General features: G+C 62.9%; 11 protein-coding genes. 7 read left to right on the top strand and 4 right to left on the bottom strand.

What is annotated here, in order from left to right; translation table 11 throughout:
• Positions 1-56: 56 nt before the first annotated feature.
• From KHO49_RS15245 to KHO49_RS15270, 6 genes are all read left to right on the top strand, one after another.
• Positions 57-1145, top strand: coding sequence for a hydroxymethylglutaryl-CoA synthase (locus tag KHO49_RS15245; RefSeq protein WP_102862170.1), 1089 nt, complete (start codon positions 57-59; stop codon positions 1143-1145).
• Between the two features lie 29 nt (positions 1146-1174).
• Positions 1175-2371, top strand: a complete 1197-nt coding sequence (locus KHO49_RS15250) for a thiolase family protein (RefSeq protein ID WP_016966051.1) — start codon at positions 1175-1177, stop codon at positions 2369-2371.
• A gap of 12 nt (positions 2372-2383) precedes the next feature.
• On the top strand, positions 2384-2824 hold the full coding sequence (locus KHO49_RS15255) for a Zn-ribbon domain-containing OB-fold protein (RefSeq protein ID WP_102862172.1): 441 nt from the start codon (positions 2384-2386) through the stop codon (positions 2822-2824).
• A gap of 208 nt (positions 2825-3032) precedes the next feature.
• Positions 3033-4082: a type III polyketide synthase gene (locus KHO49_RS15260; protein ID WP_102862173.1), complete on the top strand. Its 1050-nt coding sequence runs from the start codon at positions 3033-3035 to the stop codon at positions 4080-4082.
• 110 nt (positions 4083-4192) lie between these two features.
• On the top strand, positions 4193-5470 hold the full coding sequence (locus KHO49_RS15265; protein ID WP_102881226.1) for an MFS transporter: 1278 nt from the start codon (positions 4193-4195) through the stop codon (positions 5468-5470).
• 6 nt (positions 5471-5476) lie between these two features.
• Positions 5477-6409 (top strand): fumarylacetoacetate hydrolase, encoded by a 933-nt coding sequence (locus KHO49_RS15270; protein WP_213665223.1) that lies wholly within the window; start codon positions 5477-5479, stop codon positions 6407-6409.
• Between the two features lie 7 nt (positions 6410-6416).
• Here the strand turns inward: KHO49_RS15270 and gcvP are convergent, their stop codons facing one another.
• Entirely contained in the window at positions 6417-9290 is a 2874-nt protein-coding gene (gene gcvP / locus KHO49_RS15275; protein WP_110652935.1) for an aminomethyl-transferring glycine dehydrogenase, read from the bottom strand.
• A gap of 191 nt (positions 9291-9481) precedes the next feature.
• On the opposite strand from gcvP, the gene KHO49_RS15280 reads away from it, so the two are divergent.
• Positions 9482-10621 (top strand): DegT/DnrJ/EryC1/StrS family aminotransferase, encoded by a 1140-nt coding sequence (locus KHO49_RS15280; protein WP_213665224.1) that lies wholly within the window; start codon positions 9482-9484, stop codon positions 10619-10621.
• A gap of 61 nt (positions 10622-10682) precedes the next feature.
• Here KHO49_RS15280 and gcvH read toward each other — a convergent pair whose 3' ends face one another.
• The 3 genes from gcvH to KHO49_RS15295 form a co-directional block, all read right to left on the bottom strand.
• Positions 10683-11066 (bottom strand): glycine cleavage system protein GcvH, encoded by a 384-nt coding sequence (gene gcvH, locus KHO49_RS15285; RefSeq protein ID WP_213665225.1) that lies wholly within the window; start codon positions 11064-11066, stop codon positions 10683-10685.
• Between the two features lie 52 nt (positions 11067-11118).
• Entirely contained in the window at positions 11119-12201 is a 1083-nt protein-coding gene (gcvT, locus tag KHO49_RS15290) for a glycine cleavage system aminomethyltransferase GcvT (protein ID WP_102862179.1), read from the bottom strand.
• Positions 12202-12355: 154 nt separating this feature from the next.
• Complete coding sequence (locus tag KHO49_RS15295; protein ID WP_102881231.1) at positions 12356-13972, bottom strand: ABC transporter permease; 1617 nt, start codon at positions 13970-13972, stop codon at positions 12356-12358.
• Positions 13973-14064: the final 92 nt, after the last annotated feature.

The raw sequence follows: 14064 nt of genomic DNA on the forward strand, positions 1-14064 counted from the left end.
GTGCTTCTGAGCAGGCACGACCCAGTTTTCTCAAAAAGAATGGAATCAAGAGGAAAATGAACGTGAAAAAAGTAGGCATTGTCAGCTATGGCGCGGGTATTCCGGTATGCCGCCTCAAAGTCCAGGACGTGATCAACGTCTGGAAAAACACCGAGCTCAAGCTGGTCGAGGAAAACCTCGGCGTCACTGAAAGAGCCGTGCTGCAGCCGGATGAAGATGTCATCACCCTCGGTGTGCTGGCGGCGCAACGGGCCCTGGATAAAGTCCCCGGCCATGAGCTCGAAGCCCTGTACCTGGGCACCTGCACCAACCCCTACGACTCGCGAGCCTCGGCTTCGATCATCCTGGAAATGCTCGGCAGCGGTTACGACGCCTATTGCGCCGACGTGCAGTTTGCCGGCAAGTCCGGCACCTCCGCCCTGCAGATCTGCCAGGCCCTGGTGGCCTCCGGCATGACCGGCAGTGCCCTGGCCATCGGCGCCGACACCATCAACCGCAACACCGCGCCGGGCGACCTGACCGAGTCCTATGCTGGAGCCGGCGCTGCCGCCCTGCTGATCGGCAATCAGAACGTCATCGCCGAGTTTGACGGCAGTTTTTCCTGCGCCGCCGATATCGCCGACAACATCCGCCCCCAGGGCGATCGCTACATTCGTTCCGGGATGGGCCTGGGCTCGGACAAGAACAGCATCGGCCTGGAAGATCAGACCCGCCGCGCTGCCGAGGGCCTGATGGCCAAGCTGCGTACCAGCGCCGCCGACTATGACTACGTGGTGTTCCAGCAGAACCTGGTGTCCACGCCCTATTCCCTGGGCAAGCACCTGGGCTTCAACACCAAGCAGATCGAACCGGGGATCTACGCCGGCGATGTGGGTGACACTGGCGCCGCCAGCCCGCTGCTCGGCCTGATCAACGTGCTGGACCAGGCCCGTCCGGGGCAGAAGATCCTCATGGTGTCCTATGGTTTCGGGGCCGGCAGTGACGCCATTGCCCTGACCGTCACCGACGCCATCGAGCAGTACCAGAAGCACAACACGCCCCTGCGCGAACTGCTCGAAGCCAAGACCTATGTCGATTACGGCACCTCCATCAAGTACGAGTTCAAGTACCTGCGGGCTGACTACGCCCTGACCGCCTACCTCTGATTACGCCTGTCTACGCAAGGAGCATGTACATGTGCGCACGTCGTGTTGCAATCGTTTCGGCCGCCTATACGCCGAAGCCCGGAAGTTCACGAGTTCGGCAGACGTTCAAGGAAATGATCGTCGAGTCCGCCTATAAAGCCCTCAAGGACGCCAAGATGCACCCCCGGGAAATCCAGGGGGTCGCCTATGGTTATCACGGTGAAGGCATTTCCGAATATGGCGGCCTGGGGCCGACCATTTCCGACGCCCTGGGCATCAGCCCGGCGCCGACCTTCATGAGCACCGCCAACTGCACCAGCAGCTCGGTGTCGTTCCAGATGGGTCACCAGATGGTCGCGTCCGGTGAGTACGACATCGTCCTGTGCGGCGGTTTCGAGAAGATGACCGATCACTTCAACTACGCCGAGTACATCGGCTCCAGCACTGAATGTGAATACGATTACTTCCTCGGCATCTCCCACACTGACGCCTTCGCCCTGGCCACCGCCGAGTACTTCCAGAAGTTCGGCTACGCCGGTCGCGAGGCTGATGTACTGGCCACATTTGGCCGGCAGATGCGCGTCTATGCCCACAACACCCCGACCGCCACCCGCTATGGCCAGCCGATTCCCACCCTGGAAGCGCTGAAGAACAGCGAAGCCTGCGGTTCGATGCTGGCCTGGGGCGAAGCCAGTGGCTGCGCCATCCTGGTGGCTGAACACCTGGCCCACAAGTACACCGACAAGCCGGTGTTCGTGCGCGGCTGTGCCTACACCGGGGTCTCACACTACTTCGGCACGCGCTTCCACAATCCGACCCTGCATCACCCGGGCCTGCCCAAGGACGTGGGCATGGCCGTCTCGGCCAACTCCATCGCCTGCGCGGAAATTGCCTACAAGAAAGCCGGGATCACCGCCAAGGACATCGACGTGGCACAGGTCTACGACCTGCTCGGCGCCGGGCTGATCCAGATGGAATCCATGGGCATCTGCGGCAAGGGCCAGGCCGGCGACTTCGTACTCGAAGGCGGCATCGCCCTAGACGGCCAACTGCCACTGAACACCGACGGCGGCAACATCGGCCGCGGCCACGCCTCGGGCTGCGACGGCATCCTGCACATCACCGAGCTGTTCCGGCAACTGAGGGGCGAATCCGACAACCAGGTCAAGGGCGCACGCATCGGCGTGTCGCAGAACCTTGGCGGTTATGCGGCGCACAACTCAGTGATTGTCCTCTCGAACGACTAAGGAGCCCGGACCATGTCCATGTACCCAGAACAGATCCACAGAATGACCACCGCCAGCATGCTCCGCGAATGGCGCGAGCATGGCGGCAAGTACCGCCTCGAAGGCAGCCAGTGCGAAGAGTGCAACGAGATCTTCTTCCCAAGGCGCACCGTCTGCGGCGCCTGCAATTCCCTGAGCGTGAAGCCTTACCGCTGCAAGCGCACGGGCAAGATCGAAGTCATGGCCCACGCCGAAAACCCGGTCCTGGCCGCCATGGGTTATGGCGAAACCGTGCCGCGCGTCATGGCCATGGTGCGCCTGGATGACGGCCTGGTGATTGCCTCGGAGATTGTCGATGTCTGCGATCCACAGCAGCTGAAAGTCGGCGCGCCAGTGCGCATGGTGATTCGCAAGCATGTGCGCGAAAGCAACTTGGCCTGGCAATACGCTTATAAGTTCGTGCTGGATATATAAGTTGTTATTCAAGGTGCCTTTATATAAGGCACCTTGAAGTTAGCCATTAAAATAAAATCCAACTTAAAAGTTACATCAACGGCCGCTTCGCGCCTCGAAGTTGCCTTAAGGTCCTGATTTCCTTTAGGGCCTACAGATTCCTGTGCCTATGAACGGGGACTTTCCCCACCCCTTAACTTATTGGCTTACTTAGAGCCAAGGACCCATCATGTCTACTCTTTGCCTCCCACACGTCATGTTTCCGCAACACAAGATCACCCAGCAACAGATGGTTGATCACCTGGAAAACCTCCACGCCGACCATCCGCGCATGGCCTTGGCCAAGCGCATGATCGCCAACACAGAAGTCAACGAGCGCCATCTGGTGCTGCCGATCGACGAACTGGCGGTACACACCGGCTTCACCCACCGCAGCATCGTCTATGAGCGTGAAGCCCGGCAGATGTCGTCGGCGGCGGCGCGCCAGGCCATCGAGAATGCCGGGTTGCAGATCAGCGACATCCGCATGGTGATCGTCACCTCCTGCACCGGTTTCATGATGCCGTCGCTGACCGCGCACCTGATCAACGACCTCGGCCTGCCCAATTCCACCGTGCAACTGCCCATCGCCCAGCTGGGCTGCGTGGCCGGTGCCGCGGCCATCAACCGGGCCAACGATTTCGCCCGGCTCGATGCTCGCAACCATGTGCTGATCGTATCCCTGGAGTTCTCTTCGCTGTGCTATCAGCCAGACGACACCAAGTTGCATGCCTTCATCTCCGCGGCCCTGTTCGGCGATGCGGTGTCGGCCTGCGTGCTGCGCGCCGACGACCAGGCTGGCGGTTTCAAGATCAAGAAGACCGAGTCGTTCTTCCTGCCCAAGAGCGAGCACTACATCAAATATGACGTGAAGGACACCGGCTTCCACTTCACCCTGGACAAGGCGGTGATGAATTCCATCAAGGACGTGGCGCCGGTGATGGAGAAGCTCAACTACGAGACGTTCGAACAGAACTGCGCGCACAACGACTTCTTCATCTTCCACACCGGGGGACGCAAGATCCTCGACGAGTTGGTGATGCACCTGGACCTGGCCTCGAACCGGGTCTCGCAATCGCGCAGCAGCCTCTCGGAAGCCGGCAACATCGCCAGCGTGGTGGTGTTCGACGTGCTCAAGCGGCAGTTCGATTCCAACCTGAATCGAGGCGATATCGGCCTGCTGGCAGCCTTCGGCCCAGGCTTCACTGCGGAAATGGCCGTCGGTGAGTGGACCGCCTGACGGGAAAACCTGCGTCTGTCCGACCTGACGTTGCCGGGCTGTAAGGCAACGTCAGGCCGCACCCTCACGGCGCGCCGCGCCGGGTTCATGGTTTTCAAGGAAGCAGAGCGATGAACGCTGGAATACCAACCACGGCTGCAGACAGCCGTTACGAAAGATCCATGGTGCTGTTGCTGTCACTGAGTTTCGGGCTGGTGGGGCTGGATCGCTTCATCATCCTGCCGCTGTTTCCGGTGATCATGCACGACCTGCAACTGGACTATCAGGACCTGGGCTACCTGTCCGCCGCGCTGGCCTTCACCTGGGGGCTGTCCGCCCTGGGCATGGGCGGCGTGATCGAACGCCTGGGCACCCGCCGCGTGCTGGTGGCCTCGATTGCCGTGCTGTCGCTGCTGTCCGGCTTCTCCGCGCTGGCCACCGGTGTGCTGGGGCTGGTGATCCTGCGCGGGTTGATGGGCATCTGCGAAGGCGCCTTCACCCCGACCAGCATCATTGTCACCAACGAAGTCTCGCGCCCTGACCGACGCGGGCTGAACCTGGGTATCCAGCAGGCGCTGTTCCCGATTCTCGGCCTGTGCCTGGGGCCACTGATCGCCGCCTACCTGCTGCAGCTTTCCGGCTCGTGGCGGGCGGTGTTCGCCATCATTTCCCTGCCGGGCCTGCTACTGGCCGGCTACCTGTGGAAGGTCTACCGGCCGTTGCCGGCGCCCTCCACCGCGGGCCTGCCCGGCAGCGCCGGGCGCAACTGGCTGGCGGCGTTCAAGAGCGGCAACGTCAGCCTGAACATCCTGATCATGTTCTGCATCCTCACCTGTCAGTTCGTGCTCTGCGCCATGCTGCCCAGTTACCTGACCGACCACCTGCACCTGGAAACCCTGTCCATGGCCTTTGTCATCTCGGCCATCGGCCTGGGCGGTTTCATCGGCCAATTGATCATTCCCGGAATGTCCGACCGCCTCGGACGCAAACCGGTGGTATCGGCCTGCTTCATGACCAGCAGCACCCTGGTGGGCCTGCTGATCGTCAGCCCGGCGATTCCCTGGCTGCTGTTTCTGCTGTTGTTCCTGCTGTCGTTTTTCAATTTCAGCCTGATCTGCATGACGGTCGGCCCGCTGACCAGTGAATCCGTGGCCCCGGCCCTGCTGCCGACGGCGACCGGGATTGTCGTGGGTTTCGGCGAAATTCTCGGGGGCGGGCTGTCCCCGGCCGTGGCCGGGTTTGCCGCCAGCCATTTCGGCCTGCCGTCGATCCTGTACGTGGCCCTGAGCGGCAGCCTGATCGGCTTGCTGATGTCATTTCTGCTCAAGGAAAGTGCCCTCGAACCTCGCCGGACGCGAGCCCCCGAGCCGCTGCCCATCCTCCCCGCCCCCTTGCCCCTGAAGGACTAGAGAATCATGGACGATTACCTGCTGTTGCTGGATGTCTGCCACAAGGAACAGCGCGCCATCGGGCTGTTCGACTTTCACAATGGTCGCAGCATGCATGCCCTGTCCGAACACGGTGGGTTATACGAAACCCTGCATTTCTGCGCCCGCCGGCACCTGGATTGGAGCGAGTACCTGCGCAGCCTGCCAGCCCATCCGCAACAGCCTTCCGAGGGACACCCGCAAGGGCCGCTGCGTCCACCACTCAAACCCAGCGACAGCCTCCTGGCCCAGGTCAGCGAGGTCAGCCTGAACACCCCGAACACCCGCCAGGGCTGGTTCTACAAGGGCAACGGCAGCCTGCTCAAGACCGACGGCGAGGCGCTGATGATCCCGTATCACGCCCTGAGCATTTGCAGTCAGCCAGGCGTGTTTTGCGTGTATCTGGTGGACCACTTCAAGCAACTGCGCTTTGTCGGCTTCAGCCTGGGTCATGACATCCATGACCCGCTGCTCAGCCGCCAGGACGCCAGTTCCTGCGCACAATCACGCCTGCGCCAGTGCGCCATCACTCCGGCGCTGATCCTCGGCGAGCTGCAGAGCAGCCTGTCACTCAATGTACGGGTTGAACGCCAGGGCGTGCAGTTGTCCTACCTCAGCTATCGCCTCGATCTGCAGAACTGGTGGGCGATCCGCAAGTACTCCCAGGCCTTCCTCGAACAGCATGAGCAGTTCCTGCAACCGGGCATGGTCCACTACGTGTTCCACAGTGCCTGCCGGCGCGAGAGCGAACTGCAGTTGCAACACGGCGACTGGCTGGACCTGGACTGCCCGGAACTGGAACTGGGCCTGAGCAACCAGGTCATCGAAGAAGAGCTGCTGCACCTCTATCCCCTGGACACTCAAGCATCCCGGCGCAACACCCAAGGCAGTCGTCCGACGCGGCTACGCCACCCCTACTGAGGCAAGTTCAGCGATAGGCCTGCACCGGGACGCAGGCGCAGAACAGGTTGCGATCGCCGTAGACGTTGTCCACCCGGTTCACCGCAGGCCAGTACTTGTGGGCCCGGGCATGACCACTGGGCAGCACCGCCTGCTCGATGCTGTAGGGCCGCTCCCAGATCCCGGTGATGTCCGCCAGGGTATGGGGCGCGCCCTTGAGCGGATTGTCCTCGGCCGGCCAATTGCCCTCCTGGACCTGGGCGATCTCGGCACGAATGCTCAGCATGGCCTCGACAAAGCGGTCCAGCTCAGCCTTGGACTCGCTTTCGGTGGGTTCCACCATCAGCGTGCCCGGCACCGGGAAGGACATGGTCGGGGCATGAAAGCCGTAATCCATCAGACGCTTGGCCACATCCTCCTCGGTAATCCCGGTCAGCGCCTTGAGCGGCCGCAGGTCGAGGATGCATTCATGGGCCACTCGGCCATTACGCCCGCTATAGAGCACCGGGAAGGCGCCGCTGAGCTGGGCGGCCAGGTAGTTGGCGGCGAGGATCGCCACCTCGCTGGCATCCGCCAGGTGCGGCCCCATCAGAGCGATGTACATCCAGCTGATGGGCAGGATACTGGCGCTGCCCCAGGGCGCCGCGCTGACCGCGCCATTCTCTGCAAGCGGCCCGTCGATGGGCACCACCGGGTGATTGGCGACAAAGGGCGCCAGATGGGCTCGCACGCCGATCGGCCCCATCCCCGGCCCACCGCCGCCATGGGGAATGCAGAACGTCTTGTGCAGGTTCATGTGCGAGACATCGGCGCCGATGTCCGCAGGCCGAGTCAGGCCCACCTGGGCATTGAGGTTGGCGCCGTCCATGTACACCTGGCCGCCGTGGCTGTGGATAACTTCACAGATCTGGCTGATGCCCTCTTCATAGACGCCATGGGTCGAGGGGTAAGTGGCCATCAGGCAGGACAGCCGATCACCGGCGGCCTGAGCCTTGGCCGTCAGATCCTCCAGGTCGACGTTACCGGCCTCATCGCATTCGACGATCACCACCTGCATCCCGGCCATTTGTGCCGAGGCCGGGTTGGTGCCATGGGCCGAGGCCGGTATCAGGCAAATGTGCCGCCCGCCTTGCTGGCGGCTCTCGTGGTAACGACGAATGGCCAGCAACCCCGCGTATTCGCCCTGGGCACCGGAGTTGGGCTGCATGCAGATGGCATCGAAGCCGGTGATGGCGCATAACCAACGCTCCAGTTCCTCGATCATCAAGGTGTAGCCGACGGCCTGCTCCCGAGGGGCAAAGGGGTGCAGGTTGGCGAATTCCGGCCAGGTGATGGGGATCATCTCGCTGCTGGCATTGAGCTTCATGGTGCAGGAGCCCAAGGGGATCATCGACTGGTTGAGCGCCAGGTCCTTGTTCTCCAGTTGTTTGAGGTAGCGCAGCATCTGGGTTTCGCTGTGATGGGCGCTGAACACCGGATGGGTCAGGTAGGGGCTGCGGCGCAACAGGCTGTCAGGAAGACCCGAGGCCAGCACCTCGGCATCCAGTTCGGCGACGTCCAATCCATGGTCCGCGCCGAGAAACACGTCCAGCAGCCGGGCCACGGTGGTTTCGTCACAGGTCTCATCGAGGCTCAGGCCCAACTGGCCACGGCCGAGAATCCGCAGGTTGATCTGCAGCGCCTTGGCGCTCTCGATGATCGCGGTCTGACTGCCGCCCACCTCCAGGGTCAGGGTGTCGAAAAAGTGCCGGTTGACCCGCGTTATGCCGTGGCGCTCAAGGCCCGCAGCGAGGATGCAGGTCAATCGATGCACCCGCTGGGCAATACGCTTGAGGCCAGCCGGACCGTGATAGACCGCATAGAAGCTGGCGATGTTGGCCAACAACACCTGGGCGGTGCAGATGTTGGAGTTGGCCTTCTCGCGGCGGATATGCTGCTCGCGGGTTTGCAGGGCCATGCGCAAGGCCACCTGCCCCCGGGCATCCTTGGACACGCCGATGATGCGCCCGGGCATCGCCCGCTTGTACTCGTCGCGACAAGCGAAAAACGCTGCATGAGGACCGCCGTAGCCCATGGGCACGCCGAAGCGCTGGGAGGAGCCCAGGACCACATCGGCCCCCAGCTCGCCGGGCGGGGTCAGTACCAACAGGCTGAGCAGATCGGTGGCCACACAGGCCAGGGCCTGCTGGGCATGCAACTGATCGATCAACGGCCGCAGGTCGCGGATCTCGCCGTGGGTATCCGGGTACTGCAACAGCGCGCCAAACACCTGATGCGCGGGCAAGTTATCCACAGCGTCGACGATCACCTCGAAACCGAACCCCTCGGCCCGGGTGCGCACCACGGAGATGGTCTGGGGATGGCAGTGTTCATCGACAAAAAACAGATTGCTCCTGGACTTGGCCACGCGCTTGGCCAGGGCCATGGCTTCGGCCGCTGCGGTGGCCTCGTCCAGCAAGGAGGCGTTGGCCAGATCAAGGCCAGTGAGGTCGATGGTCATCTGCTGGAAATTCAGCAGGGCTTCGAGCCGGCCCTGGGCGATTTCCGGTTGGTAGGGCGTGTAGGCGGTGTACCAACCGGGGTTTTCCAACACATTGCGCAGGATCACCGTCGGCGTCAGGGTGCCGTGGTAACCCATGCCGATCAGGCTGGTCCAGACCTGATTCTGCGCGGCATACCCCTTGAGCTTGGCCAGGGCCGCCTGCTCATCCAGTGCCGGTGGCAGGTCCAGGGCGCGATTGAGGCGGATGCCCGGCGGTACCGTCTGCTCGATCAGCTCGATCCGACTCCCCAGCCCGAGGCTGGCAAGCATCGCCTGCTGCTCCTCGGCATCAGGCCCCAGGTGCCGGTGGAGAAATGCGTTGGGCTCGCGTAACTGGCTCAGGGATGGCGACGGGGACATGGCAGGCTCTCTCCGATAAGCGGCGCTCGGCGTCGATGCAACAGGGTGCCAAGCAGCATAGCAGCCGATTCTGCGCGTCGACGCGCTGGCATCCCGAGGCAATCGGTACCATCATGCAGGGCGTCCGCGCGCCAGCCCCGGTGCGCCGCAACCCCTGCTCTCATCGTCCGCTTATCGGGTGCCCCATCGTCATGAGCCAACCGCCTTTCCTGCCGTTCTCCAAACCCACCATCGATGAATCCACCATCGCCGCCGTCGGCGAAGTGCTGCGTTCGGGCTGGATCACCAGCGGCCCCAAGGTCCAGGCGTTCGAAGCCCAGCTCTCGGAGTTCTTCGGCGGACGCACCGTGCGTACCTTCAACTCCGGCACCTGCACCATGGAGATCGCCTTGCGCATCGCCGGCATCGGCCCTGGAGATGAAGTCATCACCACGCCGATTTCCTGGGTGGCCACCGCCAACGTGATTCTCGAAGTGGGTGCCACGCCGGTGTTCGCCGACATTGATCCGATCACCCGCAACATCGACCTGGCCCAGGTGGAAGCTGCTATTACGCCACGCACCAAAGCCATCATCCCGGTGTTCCTGGCCGGCTTGCCGGTGGACATGACTCGGCTGTACGCCCTGGCCCGACAACACAACCTGCGAGTCGTGGAGGACGCCGCCCAGGCCCTGGGTTCCAGCTGGAATGGCCAACGCATCGGCGCCGGTGGCGACTTCGTGTCCTTCAGCTTCCAGGCCAACAAGAACGTCACCTCCTCCGAGGGCGGCTGCCTGGTACTCAATACCCCTGAAGAAGTGCGCCTGGCCGAGAAGTACCGCCTGCAAGGGGTCACCCGCAACGGCTTCGACGGTCTGGATGTGGATGTACTGGGGGGCAAGTTCAACATGACCGACATCGCCGCTGCCATCGGCCTGGGGCAGTTTGCCCATATCGAGGCAATCACCGCCCACCGCCGCGAGCTGGCCCGACATTACTTCGAGTGCTTTGGCAGCGACTTCGAAACTCGCTATGGCGCCCAACTACCGCCGGCGGACTTCAGCAACAGCAACTGGCACCTGTTCCAGCTGGTACTGCCGGAGCGCAAGGACGGCAAGCCGGCTCGTGCCGTCTTCATGGAGCAGATGCAGGAACGGGGCATCGGCATCGGCTATCACTATCCGCCGATTCACTTGCTGAGCCTGTACCGCGAGCGCGGCTTCAAGGAGGGAATGTTCCCGGTGGCGGAACGGGTCGGTCGTCTGATCGTCTCGTTGCCGATGTTCACTGCCATGAGCAAGGCCGACGTGGAACGTGCGGTGGCGGCGGTGAAAGAGGTGTTGCAGGCTTAAAGGGCCTTCGCGAGCAAGCTCGCTCCTGCACAACGGGAGCGGGCCTGCTTGCAGGAGCGACTTACTCGCCGATAGCGGCCTTGTAGCCGGCGGCGTCCAGCAGCTTCTCCAGATCGGCCGGGTTGCTTGGCTTGAGCTTGAAGATCCAGGCGCCGTAGGGGTCGCTGTTGAGCAGCTCGGGGCTGGCGCTCAGCTCTTCGTTGACGGCGATCACTTCACCGGCCACCGGGGCATAGATGTCGGAAGCGGCCTTGACCGATTCCACCACGCCCGCCTGGTCCCCTGCGCCAAACACGTTGCCAACTTCCGTCAGCTCGACGAATACCACATCACCCAGGGCTTCCTGGGCGTGGTCGCTAATACCCACGGTCACATTGCCGTCAGCTTCCAGACGGGCCCATTCGTGACTATCGGCAAAACGCAGGTGGGCAGGGATATCGCTCATGTTCTGTGTCCTCAAAAAGAAGTGTCAGCGGCGCAAGGCCGGCTGGAAATAGTTAGATCAAGGTCTTGCCGTGGCGCACGAAGGTCGGTTTGACCACCCGGACCGGGTACCACTTGCCGCGGATTTCCACTTCGGCACGGTCAGCGGTGGCCATCGGCACCCGCGCCAGTGCGATCGATTTACTCAGCGTAGGGGAGAAACTACCACTGGTGATCTCACCTTCGCCAACATCGGCGATGCGAACCACTTGATGCGCGCGCAAAACCCCACGCTCTTCCAGTACCAACCCCACCAGTTTCTGCTTCACCCCGGACGCTCGCTCGGCCTCCAGAGCGGTACGACCGATGAATTTGCGTGACGACGGCTCCCAGGCAATGCTCCAGGCCATGTTCGCCGCCAAGGGCGAAACATCCTGGTGAATATCCTGGCCGTAGAGGTTCATGCCGGCTTCCAGGCGCAGGGTATCCCGGGCGCCCAGGCCGATGGGCGAGATCCCCGCTCCCACCAGATCGTTGAAAAAGGCCGGCGCCTGATCGGCGGGCAGGACGATTTCCAGTCCATCCTCACCGGTGTAACCGGTGCGGGCGATGAACCAGTCACCGTCGGTGCCAGCTTCGAAAGGCTTGAGCTGTTGAATCAGGGCGCCACGGGACTGGGTCACCAGCTCGGCGATCTTGTGCCGTGCCTGAGGTCCCTGGATCGCCAGCATGGCCAGCTCCGGTCGCTCGCGCAGTTGCACCTGGAACTCACCCAACTGCGCCTGCATCCAGGCCAGGTCCTGGTCCCGGGTGGCGGCGTTGAGCGCGAGGCGATAAGCGTCCTCGAGGCGGTAGACGATCATGTCGTCGACGATGCCGCCGCGCTCATTGAGCATGGTGCTGTACAAGGCCTGGCCAGGGTGCTGCAAACGTTCGACATCATTGGCCAGCAAGTGCTGGAGCCAGGCCTTGGCCTGGGCGCCGCTGACATCGATCACGGTCATGTGCGATACATCGAACACACCGCAATCACGTCGCACCTGATGGTGCTCCTCGACCTGCGAGCCGTAATGCAAAGGCATATCCCAACCGCCAAAATCGACCATTTTCGCGCCGAGGGCGAGATGCAGGTCATACAGAGGCGTACGCTGTCCCATGGGTTTCTCCTTCCGGGCGTGGCGAGGGTGCGGACTGGCGCTGCTAGGGTGAAAGCCTTGAAATAGATGGCTTGCAGCCGATTTCAGCGTCCCGGCCAAACAACAGGCCGCACCGAATGCCGCGCATTGTAGCCGCAAGGTGGAAGGCTGGCACCTAACCGATTCGATGGGCCGAGCGACGAATCAGGCCAATCACCGGCAGCAGGCCAACCAGTACCAGGGTCAGCGCCGGCAACGAAGCTCGCGCCCACTCCCCTTCACTGGTCATTTCGAAGATCCGCACCGCCAGCGTGTCCCAGCCGAACGGGCGCATCAGCAAGGTGGCGGGCATTTCCTTGAGCACATCGACGAACACCAGCAAGGCCGCGCTCAGGGTCCCGGGCAGCAACAGCGGTAGATACACTTTGAAAAACAGTCGCGGCCCACCCACCCCCAGGCTGCGCGCGGCTTCGGGCAGCGACGGGCGAATCCGCTCCAGGCTGTTTTCCAGCGGTCCGTAGGCCACCGCGATAAAACGCACCAGGTAGGCCAGCAACAAGGCGGACAGGCTACCCAGCAACAGCGGCTTGCCGGCCCCGCCCAACCAGCCGGACAACGGAATCACCAGTTCCCGGTCCAGATAGCTGAAGGCCAGCATGATCGATACCGCCAGCACCGAGCCGGGCAAGGCGTAACCGAGATTGGCCAGGCTGACCCCGGCGCGGATGCCTCGGGTCGGCGCCAAGCGTCGGGCGAATGCCAACAGCAAAGCCACGCTGACGGTGATCAGCGCCGCCATGCCTCCCAGGTACAGGGTGTGGACAATCAGCCCGGCATAGCGCTCATCCAGGTCGAAGCGCCCGCGCTGCCAGAACCACACCAGCAATTGCAGCAGCGGGATCACGAAGGCACAGGCAAATACCAGCAGGCACCAGCCCGTAGCCGCCATGGCCTTGAGCCCAGACAGGTGGTACAGCGCCTTGCCCCGGGGCCGCTCGTTGCCGGTGCGACTGGCGCCGCGGGCGCGTCGCTCGCCGTACAGCACCAGCATCACCGCCAGTAGCAACAGGCTGGCCAGTTGCGCGGCACTGGATAGACTGAAAAACCCGTACCAGGTCTTGTAGATAGCGGTAGTGAAGGTGTCGAAGTTGAACACCGACACCGCGCCGAAATCCGCCAGGGTCTCCATCAGTGCCAGGGCGACCCCAGCGCCGATGGCCGGCCGCGCCATAGGCAGCGCCACGCGCCAAAAAGCCTGCCAGGGCGACTGCCCAAGCACCCGAGCGGCCTCCATCAACCCTTTGCCCTGGGCCAGGAAGGCGTTGCGTGCCAACAGGTAGACGTAGGGATAGAACACCAGCACCAGCACCAGGATCACGCCGCCGGTGGAGCGCACTCTCGGTAGCCGCAAGCCTGTGCCGAACCATTCCCGCAACAGACTTTGCACCGGTCCGGAAAAATCCAGCAGGCCGACGAAGACAAAGGCCAGTACATAGGCCGGGATCGCGAAGGGCAGCATCAGCGCCCAATCCAGCCAGCGCCGTCCGGGAAACTCGCAGAGGCTGGTGAGCCAGGCCAGGCTCACCCCCAGCAGCGTGACGCCAACGCCGACCCCGAACACCAGGGTCAGGGTGTTGCTCAACAGACGCGGCATCTGCGTGTCCCACAGGTGGGACCAGATCTGCTGGTCGACGGCCTGCCAGGACAGCAGCAGCACACTCAGCGGCAACAGGACCAGGGCCGCTACGGCGAAGACCAGGGGATACCAGCGACGTTGGGCAGGATGGGCCACAAAGAACTCTCGGGCAGGTGGAACGTACAAGGGGAAGCGGCGGCGCCATCGCGGGCAAGCCCGCTCCTATGGCAGGCCGTTAAACAAAACGC

The organism is Pseudomonas sp. RC4D1 (assembly GCF_018390395.1).
GTDB lineage: Bacteria > Pseudomonadota > Gammaproteobacteria > Pseudomonadales > Pseudomonadaceae > Aquipseudomonas > Aquipseudomonas danubii.